Origin of the sequence: Pseudomonas sp. NPDC087346 (assembly GCF_044744235.1) — a bacterium.
Taxonomy (GTDB): domain Bacteria; phylum Pseudomonadota; class Gammaproteobacteria; order Pseudomonadales; family Pseudomonadaceae; genus Aquipseudomonas.
Window position 1 is genome coordinate 42,765 of record NZ_JBIUXX010000008.1, and the last position, 15,359, is coordinate 58,123.

Here is a 15,359-nt window from a genome sequence, read left to right on the forward strand (position 1 = left end):
GATCCAGATATTACGTTGGCGTCACTGACGTCTTCGCGGGCAAGCCCGCTCCCACAAGGTCACTGATGAACCTGTGGGAGCGGGCTTGCCCGCGAAGGGGTCTTTGAATTGTTACCCCGGATTATTTCAGCGCCGGATCACCCATGTTCATCTTCTTCCAGCCCTGCAACAGCACCTGCGCCTTGGGCTCCTGATTGTTTTCCAGGTAGTACTGGATAAGCGACAACCGTGCATTGCGGTTCGCCGGTTGTACTTTCAGCAAGCGCTCCAGCTCTTCACACGCCTCAGCCACCTTGCCACTTTCATGCAGCGCCACGGCGTACACATAGCCGTATTGCGCATTCTGCGGTTCCAGTTGCGCGGCTTTGCGCAGCGGCGCCATGGCTTCGGCGGACTTGCTCGCACGAATCAGCGATAAACCTCGGGTGTGCTGCAACAGTGCCGCATCCGGGTGTGCTTTGAGGTTGTCGTCCAGCAACGTCTGCGCTTCCTGGCCGCGCCCATTGGCCTCGAGCCATTGCACCAGCGTCACCAGCGCCGGATAGAAGTCCGGATCGCGTTTGAGCGCTATACGCAGCAAAGGCTCAACCTCGGAACTGCGACCACTTGCCTGATAGAGCATGGCCAGATTCAGATTGGCCTCGGCACGCTCCGCCAGACTTTTCTGCACATCCTCATACTCGGCGATGGCCGCGTCCCAATTGGCTTGCGCTGCGCCCATGCCATTGCGCGCCACACTCAGCAGATCGCGGGCGGCAACGATGCGCACGGCTTTCACCGGATCACCCAGCAGCGGCGTCAACAGCGGCGCTCGCTCTGGTGGCGGGAGGAACGCGCTGATCGCTCGGACCGCGCTTTCGCGAACCTGCGGTGCAGGATTTTTCAGGTCTTGAGTCGCCAGTTTCAGCGCCTGTTCACTCGGATACAGCGGCAATTCTGCCAGCAATGTCGCGCGCTGAATCGCCGGCAAATTACTGCGCTGCAACTGCTCATACAGCGCGTTTGCCGCGCCGGGCTGGCCGTTGCGGATCAGCCACAGACTCTCGTCATAACGCGGCGCCTGCGGCTCGGTCGAAGCACTCCACAGCTTGAATTGCGCAATGACCTTGTCGCCAGCCTTGCCCTGATGGCAAGTCAGGCAAGCGTCCGGTGTGCCGAGTTTCTGCGCACGTTCCGGGTTGGGGATGCTGAAGCTGTGGTCATGGCGGAAGTCATTGCCCATGTAGAACTTGCCGGGCATGTGGCAATCCACGCATTGCGAACCGGGCTGGCCCATGGTGTGGCGGGTGTGCTCGATGGAGTCGTAGTTCTTCGCTTGCAGGCCTTTGCCATCGACGCCTTCGACCGAGGTCTTGCCGGCGGTGTTGTGGCATTGCAGGCACACCGCGTTGCCCGGTGCTTTCAGTTCGGTACTGTGCGGATTGTGGCAGTTGCTGCAACGCACACCCTTGTCGAACATCTTGCTTTGCAGGAACGAGCCGTGTTCGAACACCTCATCTTTGATCTTGCCGTCCAGCGCATACAGTTCGCGGGTGAGGGTGCTCGGCAGGTAGTCGTCCATCAGCCGTTTGCCAACGGTATAACCATCACCCAGCGGGGCGCGGCGCGCATGGCAACGGGCGCAAGTCTCGATTTCGACGGTGGCGTTCTTGTCCTTGAGATCGACGGCGAAACCGGCATGGATCAAATCGGTTTTCTTTGCCGTCCATTCCAGGTGATTGGACGCCGGACCATGGCAGGCCTGGCAACCGACGCCGAGGCTGTTCCAGTGGCTGGCGAAGCTGTTGGTCTGCGCATCGAAGTTGCGCTTGAAACCGGTAGTGTGGCACTCGACGCACATGAAGTTGGCGTTCTGGCTTGGCTTGCTCCAGTGCAGCGGATTCTTGAAGTTCACACCCTGGCCGGGATAGAGGTGAAACCAGCGATGCTTCTCGGTATCCCACGCCACGCCGAGCGCCTGCAAGCGACCGTCGCCGACCTCGATCAGGTATTGCTGCAATGGCGCGATGCCAAAGGTGTAAGCCACTTTGAAGTCAGCATTCTTGCCGTCGATCCCCGGGGTGTTGACCCAGAAATCGTCGCCCTTGCGCGAGAAACGCGTGGTCTCGTTTTCTGCTTTGAAAGTGATGTTATTGAAGTCGCCGAGCATGGTTTCAGCGTTCGCCGCCTGCATTGCCAACTGGTGATGCGAGCCTTGCCAGTCTTTGACCTGCTCGCTGTGGCAGCCCTGACATTGCTGTTCATCAACCATCGTCGCAGGTTTGCTTGCGACCACTGGAAGTGCGGGTTGCGCAGCCGGCGCGGCAGGTGAACTGACGGGCGCAGTTTTTACCGGCGCGGTTGTCGGGGCAGGGCTGAACAGAAACCAGCCGATGCCCGCCACGGCTGCCAGCAGCAGGCCGATAGTGACAGGAAAAAAGTAGCGTGAAATTGGAGATTTAGACGAATCAGGGTCGGTTTGTACTGCTTTATTTTTATGCTTGGGCATTGCGACTTCCGTGGTCCATGTGCATTTGCCGTAAGGCGTGCGTTCAAGCTCGGTGCAGCTTTGCCGGATGGCCGGCGTCTGTCAAATGGCGGCTGTGATCAACCGCTCAGCCTTGTGTGAATCTTGTATGTATTGATCGCAATTCCCGGCTTATTGGCTATAACTGTAACTCCTTCCCAATCAAAACGTTTTTGGTCTTCTGACAGGAGTTACCGCATGAAGCTTGCACTAATGATGAGCACCCTTTGCATTGCCACGCTTGGCGTTGCGGGATGTTCCAGTAAAGTCGTGGAGCCTGACCAGTACTCCGGTTTTCTCAAGGACTACAGTCAACTCAAGCAAGCCAAATCGCCATCGGGTGCCGAGGTCATGCGTTGGGTCGATCCGAAGATCGATGTCAGCAAATTCACCAGCGTTTATGTCGAACCGACCCAGCTCTATCCCAAGCCACAACCGACTGTGAAAATCCCCCAGCAGACCCTCAACGGCATCACCGGCTATTACGATCAGGCGCTCAAGCGTGAAATCAGTAAATCGCTGCCGCTGGCCACCGGCCCTGGTCCGGGCGTGATCGTGGTGCGTGCGGCAATCACCGCTGTCAGCAGCAAGACCGAAGGCCTCAAACCTTACGAAGTGATCCCGATTGCACTGGTCGCCGCAGCGGTCAGCACCGCCAGCGGTATCCGCGATCAGGAAACCGATCTTTCCACTGAAGCGGTGTTCCTCGACGGCGGCACCAACAAAGTGGTTGCTCAAGTAGTGCGCAAAGGCACTGGCAAACCACTGGAAAACGATACTCAAGTGATGAAGGCCGATGACGTCAAAGCCGTGATTGATGGCTGGGCTTCGGATATGCATCAGTCGTATCTGAAACTGAAATCCAAGTAATGCGTTGAGGCTAATGGCCTTATCGCCAGCAGGCTGGCTCCCACAGGTGAAATGTGGCGTACACAAATCCAATGTGGGAGCTAGCCTGCTAGCGATGGCGGTGTATCAAGCCCCCATCACTGCCCGACAAACCAACGGAAATACGGGTTCGCCCGATCCCCCTGCATCACCTCGCGAATATCCCGCCCCCAAGCATCACGATCACCGTCATAGGCATGCAGACTCGCCCGATAAAACTGCATCAGGCGTTGACGGTTCGCCTCCATCCGCTCATTGAATCCAGCGTCGGCATTTACCAGCGGCGGAGCCTTGTACAGGTCCAGCAACGCTGGCAACACGCGGCTGATCTCCTTGGCTCGCACCCACGGCGCATACTCGATTCGCGGCTGGTCGTCGGTCACGGCGGGCGCATTGGCAGCGAAGGTTTCGAGACCGTCGCGGTCAGTCACCCACGTAGACAGCAACGCCGCCGCCGAGCCGATCCCGACATCCTGTAAAGTACTGCGCACACTGTCCTGCTGGAAGCGCTCGGTGATTTTCGCCGCATCCAGTGCAATCGGCTGCATCGAACCTACCAACAGCATCTCGTGAAATTCGCTGGTCCAGAGGTTGGCGTAAGGGAAGACATCAAGAAAGCTGCGCACCAGCGAACGCGAGTCATCAATGTTCTGCGTTGGCAGCGGCAGCCACTGTGCGACCAGACCGTTTTGCTGGAGACGGCTGGCGGCCAACTGGTAGAAGTCTCGCGAGTACAGATTGACCACACCGGCAGCGGAGGGCGGTGGGGGTTCGAGGGTAATCAAGTCGTAGGTTTGCGGACTGCGCAGCAACTCCTGACGGCCGTCACGCAGACGCACGTCCACGCCCGGATCGCTGGCCGCGTTGAAGTTGCCCTTGAACAACGGCGCGGCTTTGACCACCGACGGCAGCAACTCGGCAACCACTCGATGTTCCAGCCCCGGATAACGCAGCAACGCCCCGGCGGTGATGCCGGTGCCGAAGCCGATCACCAGCGCCGAACGCGGCTCGCCGTTGTGAATCAATAGCGGCAGCAGCGCCTGAATGCGCATGTAGCGCAGCGACGGCATGGCATCGCCGGTATTCGAAACGCCCTGAATGTATAGGCGATGAAAGAGGTTCTGGCCCTTGCCCTGCGCAACCACCGCCACCGTGCCGCCGCGACCTTCTTCATAGAACGCCAGTGTGCCGTTGCGCGCACCGGGCAACAGGCTGGCGAACTTGTCGGCAGGCGTCAGCACCGCAAGCGCAACAGACAACAAACCGAGCGCAACCACAACCTGGCGTCGGCCTTTCTTGACGTGATGGCCCTTGCGCACGGCGAAGTAGCCGATGCCAGCGGCAATAATCGCCAACAGACCGAGCGTGCGAACCAATCCGAGCAGCGGGATCAGCAGGAAACCGCAGAGCATTACGCCGATGATCCCGCCCAGCGTATTGAACGCCACGACCGCGCCGACATCGCGGCCGATCCGCTCATGGCCGACACTCAGGCGCAAGGCCAACGGAAACGCCGCACCCAGCAACAAGGTCGGTACAAACACGATGCTCAACGCTGCCACGGCGAAACGCGCGCTCATGCCGGCGAGTTCACTGGCGCCCATCGCCAGCAACCAGGTTTCGGCCTGACTTTGTGCGATCACCAGCCAGCGGCCGAGGACTGCGACTTCCAGCAGCGCAATCAAACCGGCACCGGCGATCAGCAAACCGAACACGCCCCACGGATCACGAATCCGGTCTACACGCCGCGCGAGCAGGGCGCTGCCGATGAACAGCCCGGTCAGGTAGGTCGCCAGCACCACGGCAAACGCATAGGTGCGCGTACTCATGAACTGCACGATCGATTGCGACCAGACCACTTCGTAGCCGAGGGCCACGCCACCGGCAATTGAGTACAACCACAGCGCTGTGCGATCCGGAGCTTTTTCGCTGTGATGTTTAACCGGGACTGCAACCGGTGTCGGCTGCTGACGCTGCAACCACAACGCCCCGGCGGCGGCCAACAGGTTGAGCATCGCCGCAGCCAACGCACTGCCGCGCACACCGAGGGTGGCGATCAGGACGAAGGCCGCGAGCAGAGTGCCGATAATCGCGCCAAGAGTATTCGCGGCATACAGCTGACCACCGGCCTTGCCCGGATCAGCCGCCAGCGAGCGCACCAGCACCGGCAGGGTGCCGCCCATCAATACCGCAGGGATGCCAACCAGAAGAAACGGCAGCAGCCAGGCGAGCAGGCCGACGTGATCCTGCAACCAGGCGAAAGGACTCGCCGCCAGGCTCATGGCAAACGTCGCACCGACACCCAGCACAGCCACCAGCACTTCCATCCCGGCGTAGAGCAACACCGGTTGCTGCAGGCGATCAGCCCAACGTCCGAACAGCCAGCCACCCAGCGCCAGACCCGCGAAAAACGCGCTGATACCGGTGGTGATCGCATACACCTCGACCCCGACCACCAGCGACAGTTGCTTGATCCACAGCACTTGATACACCAAAGCCGCAGCGCCGGAAATACACAGCAGCAGGGCAGGGATCAGCAACGCCGGGCTGGCGGCTTGTTGGACGGGTATGGCCGACGACTTGCTGGCGACTCGTGTGGACATGCAGAGGGGCCTTATACAAAATTTCAACAGAACACCGAACACTGTAGGAGCTGCCGAAGGCTGCGATCTTTTGACTTTGACTCTAGAAGCAAGATCAAAAGATCGCAGCCTTCGGCAGCTCCTACATGGATCGGTGTTCGATTCTGAATAGAGCCGCCCGCCAATGAAGGCGGGCGGCGGTCCAGCGGTCTTACTGTGCAGCCGGTGCAGCTTTCATTTTTTCAGCGATTTTCGCGTCAACCGCAGCACGGATCTGGTCGATGCTGAAGCTTGCCGGTTTCTGGCTTGGCGGATATTCGATGAAGGTCTGCAGGAACGCTGCAGATTTTTGTACCGCTTGAGCGGCGAGGTAGACGTTCTTGGTTTGCCAATCGTAATACTGATCGGAAACCACGTCGGCGCGTTCGTACGGGTCCATTCTCAGGTTGAGAATTTTCGGTACGCGCAGGCAGACGAACGGTTCGCTCCAGACCCGGAAACCGCCCGGTTCACGCTGTTCGCAGAACACCACTTTCCAGTTATCGAAACGCATCGACACCAGCACGCCGTCGTCGTTGAAGTAGTAAAACTCCTTGCGCTCGCCTTTAGGCTGTTGGCCGGTCAGGTATGGCAGTTGGTTGAAACCGTCCAGATGCACCTTGAAGTTGGTGCCGCCGGAAGTCGGCGCCCAGCCTTTGAGCAACTTGCCTTTGACGTCGGCATCACCTGCCGCTGCCAGCAAGGTCGGGAACCAGTCCATGCCCGAGAACAGCTCGTTGGACACTTCGCCAGCCTTGATCTTGCCCGGCCAGCGGATGATTGCCGGCACGCGATAAGCGCCTTCCCAGTTGGAGTTCTTCTCGTTACGGAACGGCGTGGTCGCCGCGTCCGGCCAGGAGAACTGGTTCGGGCCGTTGTCGGTGGTGTAGACGACAATGGTGTTATCGGTGATTTTCAGATCATCGAGGGTCTTGAGCAGTTTGCCGACGTCACCGTCGTGCTCAAGCATGCCGTCGGCGTATTCGTTGCCGGGCATGCCGCTCTGGCCCTTCATCGAATCGCGTACGTGGGTGAACACGTGCATGCGCGTGGTGTTCATCCAGACGAAGAACGGTTTGTCCGCCTTGGCCTGTTTCTCGATGAACGCCTGTGCAGCGGCAGTGGTTTCGTCGTCGATGGTTTCCATGCGCTTGGTGGTCAACGCGCCGGTATCTTCGATCTTGCCGTCAGCGAAGCTGTGGATCACGCCACGCGGAGTGTTGGCCTTGACGAATTCAGCATCGTCTTTTGGCCAGTACGGACGCTCTGGCTCCTCTTCGGCGTTGAGGTGATACAGGTTGCCGAAGAACTCGTCGAAACCGTGGTTGGTCGGCAGGTATTCATCCTTGTCGCCCAAGTGGTTCTTGCCGAATTGACCGGTTGCATAGCCCTGGCTTTTGAGGGCCTGGGCGATGGTGATGTCACGCTTTTGCAGGCCGACCGGAGCGCCGGGGATACCGACCTTCGACAGCCCGGTGCGCAACGGCGTCTGGCCGGTGATGAACGAGGAGCGTCCGGCAGTGCAGCTGTTCTCCGCATAGTAGTCGGTGAACATCATGCCTTCCTTGGCAATCCGGTCGATGTTCGGCGTTTTATAGCCGACCACACCCATCGAATAGGCACTGATGTTGGTCTGGCCGATGTCGTCTCCGAAGATCACCAGAATGTTGGGTTTTTCGGCAGCTGTGGCGGTTGCCGACAGTGCCATTACCGAGGTCGCCACGAGCGCGAGCTTCGGTAGCCACTTGCGTATGCGAGTCATCTGACTTGCTCCTTTTGCGCGGGGGTGTCGCTTGGTGCGACTTACGTTTGTTGCAGTCCTGCTTCACGCTTCTTTTTATTGCACTTGCTCGGGTAACGGGGCATCGAACGGGTAGATCCGGCGCCATTCGGTCGCCATGTCCACTACCGTCCAGCCACGGGAATTCGCTTCGTCGAGGGCTTTGTCCAGCTTGCCTATCTGAGATTTTCGGTCGTACGCCCATTCGCGTTTGGCGTCGGTGTGATGCACCAGCCCCATGAATCGTTTGCCGGCGCCGGCAGCGGTCCATTGCAGCATCTGCAAATCGCCATCGGAGTTGCCGAACGCGAGGATCGGTCGGCGACCGATCACCGCATCAATACTTTCCGGTTTGCCCGGACCATCGTCGTTGTGGGCCAGTTTCGGTGTGCGCAGGATCGAGGCCTTGCCGTCCTTGAACTGAAACGCGGTGACGAAAGTGGTGCCGATCACCTGCTCCGGTGGAATACCGTAGACCTTCTCGGCGAAGGCGCGCATGAACGCGGTGTCGCCACCGGAAACGATGTAGGTCTTGAATTGCTGGCTGCGCAGGTAATCGAGCATCTCCAGCATCGGCTGGAAGATCATCTCGGTGTAGGGCTTGCCGGTTTTCGGGTGCCGGGCCTGAGTCAGCCAGGTTTTCGCGTAATCATCGAAGGCTTCGGTGGTCATCCCGGTGTGAGTCGCGCCGAATATCTTCAGGATGCCGTCCATGCCGGATTCGGCCAGCGCCTTGTGATCGTTTTCGATCACCGCTTTGAATGGCTGGGTGGTTTTCCATTCCGGGTGTTGCGGCGCGTTGCGCTTGATCTCGTCGAAGGCGAACAACAGTTCGAAATACGCCGGTTGCTCGCTCCACAAGGTGCCATCGTTGTCGAAAACGGCGATACGCTCAGCCGGTTTGACGAAGTCCTTGCTGGTCTGGTCGGTCACGGCCTGAACAAATTCGATGATGCTCTTTTTCGCCGGCCCGTCGTTCCAGGACGGCAGCGGCTCGTTGGCCTGGGCCAGCAGTGGCAGCGCAAGCCCGAACAACAGGGCCAGGCCGAAACGTTGGCGATGCAGCATCGGATTGATCATGGGAAATCCTTCTCGTGAACGGGGTTGAGCGGGCGCAATGCCGGGGTCTTGATTGCGGCACGCGTCTGGGCCTGACTGTGCAGCGTAGTCAAGGATTGGCGCAGTTGGTCCAGCGCTTGATCTTCGGTCGGTTCGCGGCCGTAACAGGCGCGCAACAGTGTTTGCAGGCGCGGGCCGAGGCTGGCCAGTTTCAGGCCTGAGCCGCTGCGTTTGAGCCACAGGTACACGGCGCTCAACTGCGCGGGTCGGCTGGTCAGTTGTGGCGGGATTTGTTGCCAGGCGTAATCGGAGGATTGCAGCCAGGCATTGTGTCGGGCTTGTTTTTGCGTTTGCCATTGATGGCGGGCACGCAGGAAATACGGGCGGCCGAGGTAACCCAGCACAAGCGCCGCGCCCAGCACGAATAACCACACCAGCCATTGCGTGGAGAAGCGCAGTCGATTGTTCTGGCCGAGCTGTTTCAGGTCTTCGGCGATGGAGAACACTGGTTTGTAGGCGCTGTTGGCTGCAGCAGTGAAGGTCACGGCCGGCACTTGTGCGGTGCGGGTTTGCTGAGTGCGCGAATCCCACCATTTCACGTCGATGGCCGGCAGGGTGTACGAGCCGGAGTTATCGATGCGGTAGCTGACGGCATCGATACGCTGTCCGCCGAGCAGGTTGCCGCGACCGTCATCGAGGTTGCTGACCTGCGGGGTTTTCGGATAACGGCTAAGGCCCTCTATATCACCGAGTGTCGGGATTGGCAGTGCCATGGCTAGGGCGCCATCGACCTGCAAGGTCAGTTGACGGGTGATGCTGTCGCCAACTTTCAGGGATGTCGAGGAGTTGGTCACTGTCTGGTTGAAACGCACTGCACTAGCCACCAACGGCGTCTCGCCTGGTTTGAAGCCGGCCGGCCGGGTGGCGCTGAATTGCAACGGTGGGCTCTGCGCACTGAGTTCGCCAGTGGCTTGCGCGGGCGTGGCTTTTACCGTCAACGGCGGAATGTTGAAACCCTGGGCGACGTTCGGGGTGATCAGGTAGCTGTAGCGCATGCCGTTGAAGTCTTGGCCGTCGAGCGTCTGGTTCAGGTGTTGGGCCTGGCCGTCAGGCGGGGTGACCAATGCGCCGTCGAGTTTCAGATCGGGCAGGGTGGGGGCACTGGTGAACCATGTGTCGGTGAGGACATCGATTTGCAGTTCGACAAGGCCGCCGACCATGGCACCGCTGGCGGGTTGCAGGTGGGCCTGGATCTTCAGTTGAGGTTCGGCGGCAAAGGCCTGGATGGTGAACAGGCAACTGAGCAGCAGGGTGCCGAGTTTTGTGCTGAGTAAATAGGCGCCATCGCCAGCAGGCTGGCTCCCACAAGGTACTTGTGGCGTTTGCGAATTCCCTGTGGGAGCTAGCCTGCTAGCGATGGCCGTAACTCGGTTCATGGCTTGCCCCCCGCCTGATCCTGCAAGCTGAACTTCTGCTTGAGGAATTTCGCCGGTGAGGTCGTGAGGTTTTGCAGCCACAGCTCATCCGACGCCGCTTGTTCGGTCTGCACCGGTTTGCTCTGGCCCTTGCCCGGTGCCTTGTCCATCTTGATTTCGTCAGGCTTGACCTTGGGCGCATTCTTTTCGGCGCTGTCGGTGTCTTTTTGTAAGGCCAGCGCCAGCGCCAGATTGGCCGTAGCTTCGGGGAACTGTGGTTGCAGTTTCAACGCCTGGGTATAGGCCGCAATTGCTTGATCGAACTTGAAGCGGCGCACGTAAATGTTGCCCAGATAGAAATACGCCTGCGGTGTGTCCAGCCGCGCGAACGTGGCCAGCGCCAGGTCGTAATCGGCGGCGTGATAGGCGGCAACGCCTTTCCAGTACGGATCGACAAACAGTGCCGCCGCTTGCGGGTAGTGCTCATGCTCGAAGGCCCAGCGGCCTTGCTGATCACGGGTGAAGAAAGCGTCGGTCAGACTGTTTGCGTGCGCCGGTGCGGGCATCCCGCCGAGGCCCACCGCCAGCAACAGGCCGGCCATCCAGTTGACGCTCCAGCCCTTGCGCACGCTGACCAGCGCCAACAACAGCAGCGGCCAGCACAGCCAGTAACCGGCATCTTTCCAATGCAGTTCGCGCTGTTCGGCGCTGGCGCTCTGGAAGTGTTGCTGCGCGTGCAGTTCGACCCAGTCCAGATCGTCGTTATTCAGGGTCAGGCTGCCCAGTGGCGCATCGACGGCGGAGGCCAATTGCTTGAGCGCGGCCTGATCAAAACTGCCGAGCACCGGACGGCCGTTGGAGTCGGTGCGCGGTTGGCCGCCGACATCGTGAATGATCCCGCCGTCCTCGCTGCCGACCGCCAGCACCAGCACTTGCAACTGGCTGCCATCGAGTTGCTTGTCGAGGCCGGCGAGTTGATCGATATCGGCACCGTCGGTGATCAGCAGCAGGCTGCCCGGGACTTGCTCGGCACTGAGCAGGCGTTTGGCCTGATCGATCACCGCACTGACGTTCTTGCCCGGTTTGTCGATCAGGCCGGTGCCCAATGCCTGAATGAACGTGTCGAGGAGCGCCGGATCATCGGTCGGTGGCAACACCAGATGCGCAGTGCCGGCGTAGGCGATCAGTGCGGTGCGCGCGCCGGCACGCCGCTGAATCAGGTCGTGCAATTTGTGTTTGGCCGCTTCCAGTCGGGTTGGCTGGACGTCATCGGCATCCATCGACGGCGAAAGATCGATGGCCACGATCAGCGGCGCGCGGTTTTCCAGGAAGTCCGGGCGATCCTGCTCCCAGGTCGGACCGGCCGCCGCGATGGCGCCGAGAATCAGCGCTGCGCAAAGTAGATGTACCGGACGCAGACGCTGATGATCCTGCGGAGTGACCAACAGATGCGGCAGCAGATGCTCGGCAATGTTGCCGCGCAGACGGCGTTGCAGGTCACGACCCCGGCGCCAGATCAGCGGTAACAAGGCGCCGAACACCGCCAGCAGCAGCCACAGCGGGCGCAGGAAGTGGAAGTCGCTGAGGTTTATTTCCATCTCAGGCCTCCTGCCGCTGGCGAGCAATTGCCAAACGTGGCCGCAACATCGCGCCGAGGTGATACAGCGCCAACAACACCAGCGCCGCGCCCAATGGCCAGTAGAACAACTCGCGCTGCGGCTGGTGGCTGAGGGTTTTCACTTGATGTGGCGTGAGACGGTCGAGAGTGCTGTAGACCTGATCCAGCGCGTTGCGGTCTTCGGCGCGGAAGAACTGGCCGCCAGTGGTTTTGGCAATCTGTTCAAGCCCCGGCAAGTTGACCTTGGCTTCACCGGAGGCCGTCGGGTCGCCGATGCCGATGGTGTGAACTACCACGCCTTTGGCGGCGGCCATCGCGGCGGCGTGATCCGGGGTGATCGCGCTGCTGGTGTCGTTGCCGTCGGTGAGCAGGATCAGCACTTTTTCCTGTTCATGCGCCTTGTCCAGCAGTTTCAGGCTGAGGCCGATGGCATCGCCGATGGCGGTGTTGGGCCCGGCCATGCCGATGCCGGTATCGTCGAGCAACAGCGACAGGCTGGCATGGTCGAGGGTTAGCGGTGCCTGCGGATAGGCGCCGCTGCCGAACACGATCAGGCCGAGTCGGTCGTCCTTGCGCTTGTCGATGAACCCCTGGACCACTTCTTTTACCGCCGCCAGACGATTGATTTTCTGGCCACTGGCGTTAGCGAAGTCTTCGGTTTCCATCGATTGCGATATATCGATGGCGAGCATCAGGTCGCGCACCGGTTGTTGGCGTTCGATTGGTTTTTCGACAAACACCGGGCGCGCAACGGCGAGCAGGATCAGCACCCAGACCAGCAAGTTCAGCAGCAGTTGCCAGTTGTTGTGACGATTGCCGGCACGCGTGGGTTCTTGACCGACAGCACGGCTCATGGCGCTGAAAAACGGTACACGCACGGCACTGCGAGCTTCCTGATATACGGGCAGATAGCGGTAAGCCAACCATGGCAGCGGCAGCAGGAGTAACAGCCATGGGTAATCAAGCTGCCACATGATGATGCTCCACCCAGTGTTGGCAGGTGTCGAACAACGTCTGGCGTTGCTGAGCGGGCAGGGCGCGCAGGGTTTCGTCGGGGGCGTAGGCGAGTTGGCCCAGTTGCTGGCTGAAATCGTTGGGGAGCGGCTTTTTGCTGTGCTGCTGCAGGAAGATCTGCCAATCCTCTCCACCCAACGCAGCCGGACCCTGTGGGAGCTGGCTTGCCAGCGATGGCGTCCTGTCAGACAGCTCAGGTGTTGGATGTGATGGCCTCATCGCGGGCAAGCCCGCTCCCACAGGTTTTGTGTCCCATCTGTGAGTTTTGTTTACGGGCATTGAAAGGGCTACGCGTTTCAGTAGCTCCGGCAATTCGCGCAGCGCATTCAGGTCATCACTGCGGCTGCGCAGTTGCGCCAGGCGGACCAGCGCCTCGCGCCGATATTGATCACGTTGCCATTGCAGATAACGTCGTACACCCACCACCAGCGCTATAACGATCAATATCGCGAGCAACGCCCACCAACCCCAGGTCTGCGGTGCATAACTGACCGGCGCAGGCAGGCCCAACTCCTGAAGTTGATCGATGCTCGGAATATTCGGATTCATCGCCGTGCGCCGGCGGATTTGCCAAGTTCGGCACGCAATTGTGCGTGCGCCTCGTCGGCAGTGCTGAACATCATCAGCGGCACCTGGCTACGCCGCAGCAAAGTCGCGACGTCCTTGAGCCGACCGCCTAAATAGTCACCCAGCGGCTGATGCACGCTGCGTTTCTCAACGGCCAGTTCGACCTGTAATTGACCCTGAGTCACCAACAGCCGGCCATTGCTCGGCAACTTCAGCGCCAGCGGGTCATAGACTTGCAGGGCGATCACATCGTTGTGCGCCGCCAGTTGCCGCATCAATTGCAAGGTGCGTTCGCCGGCCCCGGCAAAGTCACTGACGATGCAGATCAAATGGTCATGTCCGGCCAGTGCGACGCAGCGTTGCAGCGCCTTGTCCAGTTGATCCTCATCTTCGGCGTCGGGATTGGCGGCGTTCAGCGCCTGATTCTGCTCAACGATCCGGCTGAATAACGCTTCAACCCGCTTGCGACTGCGCAAAGGTGCGATGCAATCGATCCGTTGGTCGTTGAACACCAGACCTCCGACCCGGTCGCCAGCGTTGAATACCATCCAGGCAGTCAGCGCCGCCAGTTCGGCGGCAACGGCGGACTTGAAGCTGCGTTGCGAGCCGAAGAACATCGACATCCGCTGATCAACCACGATCAGCGCTGGCCGGTCACGCTCTTCGGTGAAGGTGCGCACCACCGGTTTGCCGGTACGCAATGAGGCGCGCCAGTCGAGGTGGCGCAGATCGTCACCCGGTTGATAGCGGCGCAGTTCATCAAAGTTCAACCCGCGACCCCGCAAACGCGAGGCATGGTTGCCGGCAAGGATGCTGCCGCGCGGTTGGCGAGCCATAAAACTCAGGTCACGGGCCTTGAACTCCAGCGCCATCAATTGCGCGAGAGATACGTAGACCAGACCGTCACTGTTCATGCGGGAATCGCCACTTTATCGAGCAAGCGGTCGAGCACTTGATCAGCGGTGACGCCATCAGCCACCGCGTCGTAGCTCAGATGCAGGCGATGACGCAGCACTGGATGCACCACCGCGCGCACGTTGTCCGGCGAAACAAAATCCTGACCCTGCAACCACGCATCGGCGCGGGCGCAACGATCCAGACCGATGCCGCCACGCGGACTGGCGCCGATGTCGATCCAGCGTCCGAGGTCTTCGTCGTAATCCGCCGGATGGCGGGTGGCGTTGATCAAGTCGATCAGATAGCGGTCGATGGCTGGCGAGACATGCACCGCGCTGACTTCCTTGCGGGCGGCGAAAATCACTTCCTGCGAAAGGCTGAAACCCTTGGTCGGTGCGGTGCTCGCACTCTGGGCAAACTCTTCGGTGCGCAACATGCGCAGCACCTGGCTTTCATTGTCGGCGCTGGGGTAATCGAGCAGGACCTTCATCAGGAACCGGTCCATCTGCGCTTCGGGCAGCGGATAGGTGCCTTCCTGTTCAATCGGGTTTTGCGTGGCAACTACGATGAACAATTCAGGCAAGGCATGGCTGACGCCGGCCACGGTGATCTGCCGTTCTTCCATGGCTTCGAGCAGTGCCGCCTGCACCTTGGCCGGGGCGCGGTTGATCTCGTCGGCGAGGATCAGGTTGCCGAACAGCGGCCCCTGCTGGAAGCGGATTTCGTTTTGCCCCGCGACCTGATGCAGCACTTCAGCGCCGGTGATGTCCGACGGCAGCAGATCCGGGGTGAACTGAATCCGGCTCATCTTCGCATCGAGGTGTTTGGCCAGCGCCTTGACGGTGCGGGTCTTGGCCAGCCCCGGCAAGCTTTCCAGCAACAGGTGCCCGTTGGCCAGCAGGCCGAGCAGGATCTGTCGGATCACCTGATCCTGACCGAGTACCGCTTCGGCGATGCTGGCTTGCAGGGCGTTGAGGTCGCTGAGTGCTGTCAT

At 60.2% G+C, this 15,359-nt stretch carries 11 protein-coding genes; 1 reads left to right on the forward strand and 10 read right to left on the reverse strand.

What is annotated here, in order from left to right; all coding sequences use genetic code 11:
- Positions 1 to 121: 121 nt before the first annotated feature.
- A complete protein-coding gene (locus ACIOZM_RS07005) occupies positions 122 to 2,488 on the reverse strand; it encodes a multiheme c-type cytochrome (protein ID WP_401211150.1) in 2,367 nt (788 codons plus the stop codon).
- Between the two features lie 216 nt (positions 2,489 to 2,704).
- Between ACIOZM_RS07005 and ACIOZM_RS07010 the strand changes: the two genes are divergently transcribed.
- The gene (locus ACIOZM_RS07010; protein ID WP_401211152.1) at positions 2,705 to 3,376 is read left to right on the forward strand and encodes a DUF3313 domain-containing protein; all 672 of its coding nucleotides are present in this window, start codon (positions 2,705 to 2,707) and stop codon (positions 3,374 to 3,376) included.
- A 116-nt stretch (positions 3,377 to 3,492) separates the two neighbouring features.
- Here the strand turns inward: ACIOZM_RS07010 and ACIOZM_RS07015 are convergent, their stop codons facing one another.
- The 9 genes from ACIOZM_RS07015 to ACIOZM_RS07055 form a co-directional block, all read right to left on the reverse strand.
- Positions 3,493 to 5,997: a fused MFS/spermidine synthase gene (locus tag ACIOZM_RS07015; RefSeq protein WP_401211155.1), complete on the reverse strand. Its 2,505-nt coding sequence runs from the start codon at positions 5,995 to 5,997 to the stop codon at positions 3,493 to 3,495.
- Between the two features lie 190 nt (positions 5,998 to 6,187).
- The gene (locus ACIOZM_RS07020) at positions 6,188 to 7,777 is read right to left on the reverse strand and encodes an arylsulfatase (protein ID WP_401211157.1); all 1,590 of its coding nucleotides are present in this window, start codon (positions 7,775 to 7,777) and stop codon (positions 6,188 to 6,190) included.
- Between the two features lie 75 nt (positions 7,778 to 7,852).
- A complete protein-coding gene (locus ACIOZM_RS07025) occupies positions 7,853 to 8,875 on the reverse strand; it encodes an HAD family hydrolase (RefSeq protein ID WP_401211159.1) in 1,023 nt (340 codons plus the stop codon).
- On the reverse strand, positions 8,872 to 10,290 hold the full coding sequence (locus ACIOZM_RS07030; RefSeq protein ID WP_401211162.1) for a hypothetical protein: 1,419 nt from the start codon (positions 10,288 to 10,290) through the stop codon (positions 8,872 to 8,874). Before ACIOZM_RS07030 ends, ACIOZM_RS07025 begins: the two co-directional genes overlap by 4 nt.
- Complete coding sequence (locus ACIOZM_RS07035; RefSeq protein WP_401211165.1) at positions 10,287 to 11,867, reverse strand: VWA domain-containing protein; 1,581 nt, start codon at positions 11,865 to 11,867, stop codon at positions 10,287 to 10,289. Before ACIOZM_RS07035 ends, ACIOZM_RS07030 begins: the two co-directional genes overlap by 4 nt.
- Position 11,868: 1 nt before the next feature.
- On the reverse strand, positions 11,869 to 12,861 hold the full coding sequence (locus ACIOZM_RS07040; RefSeq protein WP_401211167.1) for a vWA domain-containing protein: 993 nt from the start codon (positions 12,859 to 12,861) through the stop codon (positions 11,869 to 11,871).
- Entirely contained in the window at positions 12,848 to 13,450 is a 603-nt protein-coding gene (locus ACIOZM_RS07045; RefSeq protein WP_401211169.1) for a DUF4381 domain-containing protein, read from the reverse strand. Before ACIOZM_RS07045 ends, ACIOZM_RS07040 begins: the two co-directional genes overlap by 14 nt.
- Positions 13,447 to 14,382 carry a DUF58 domain-containing protein gene (locus ACIOZM_RS07050; RefSeq protein ID WP_401211172.1) on the reverse strand — a complete coding sequence of 312 codons (936 nt, stop codon included), beginning with the start codon at positions 14,380 to 14,382 and terminating at the stop codon, positions 13,447 to 13,449. The genes ACIOZM_RS07045 and ACIOZM_RS07050 overlap by 4 nt, the downstream gene beginning before the upstream one ends.
- Entirely contained in the window at positions 14,379 to 15,359 is a 981-nt protein-coding gene (locus ACIOZM_RS07055) for an AAA family ATPase (RefSeq protein ID WP_401211175.1), read from the reverse strand. The genes ACIOZM_RS07050 and ACIOZM_RS07055 overlap by 4 nt, the downstream gene beginning before the upstream one ends.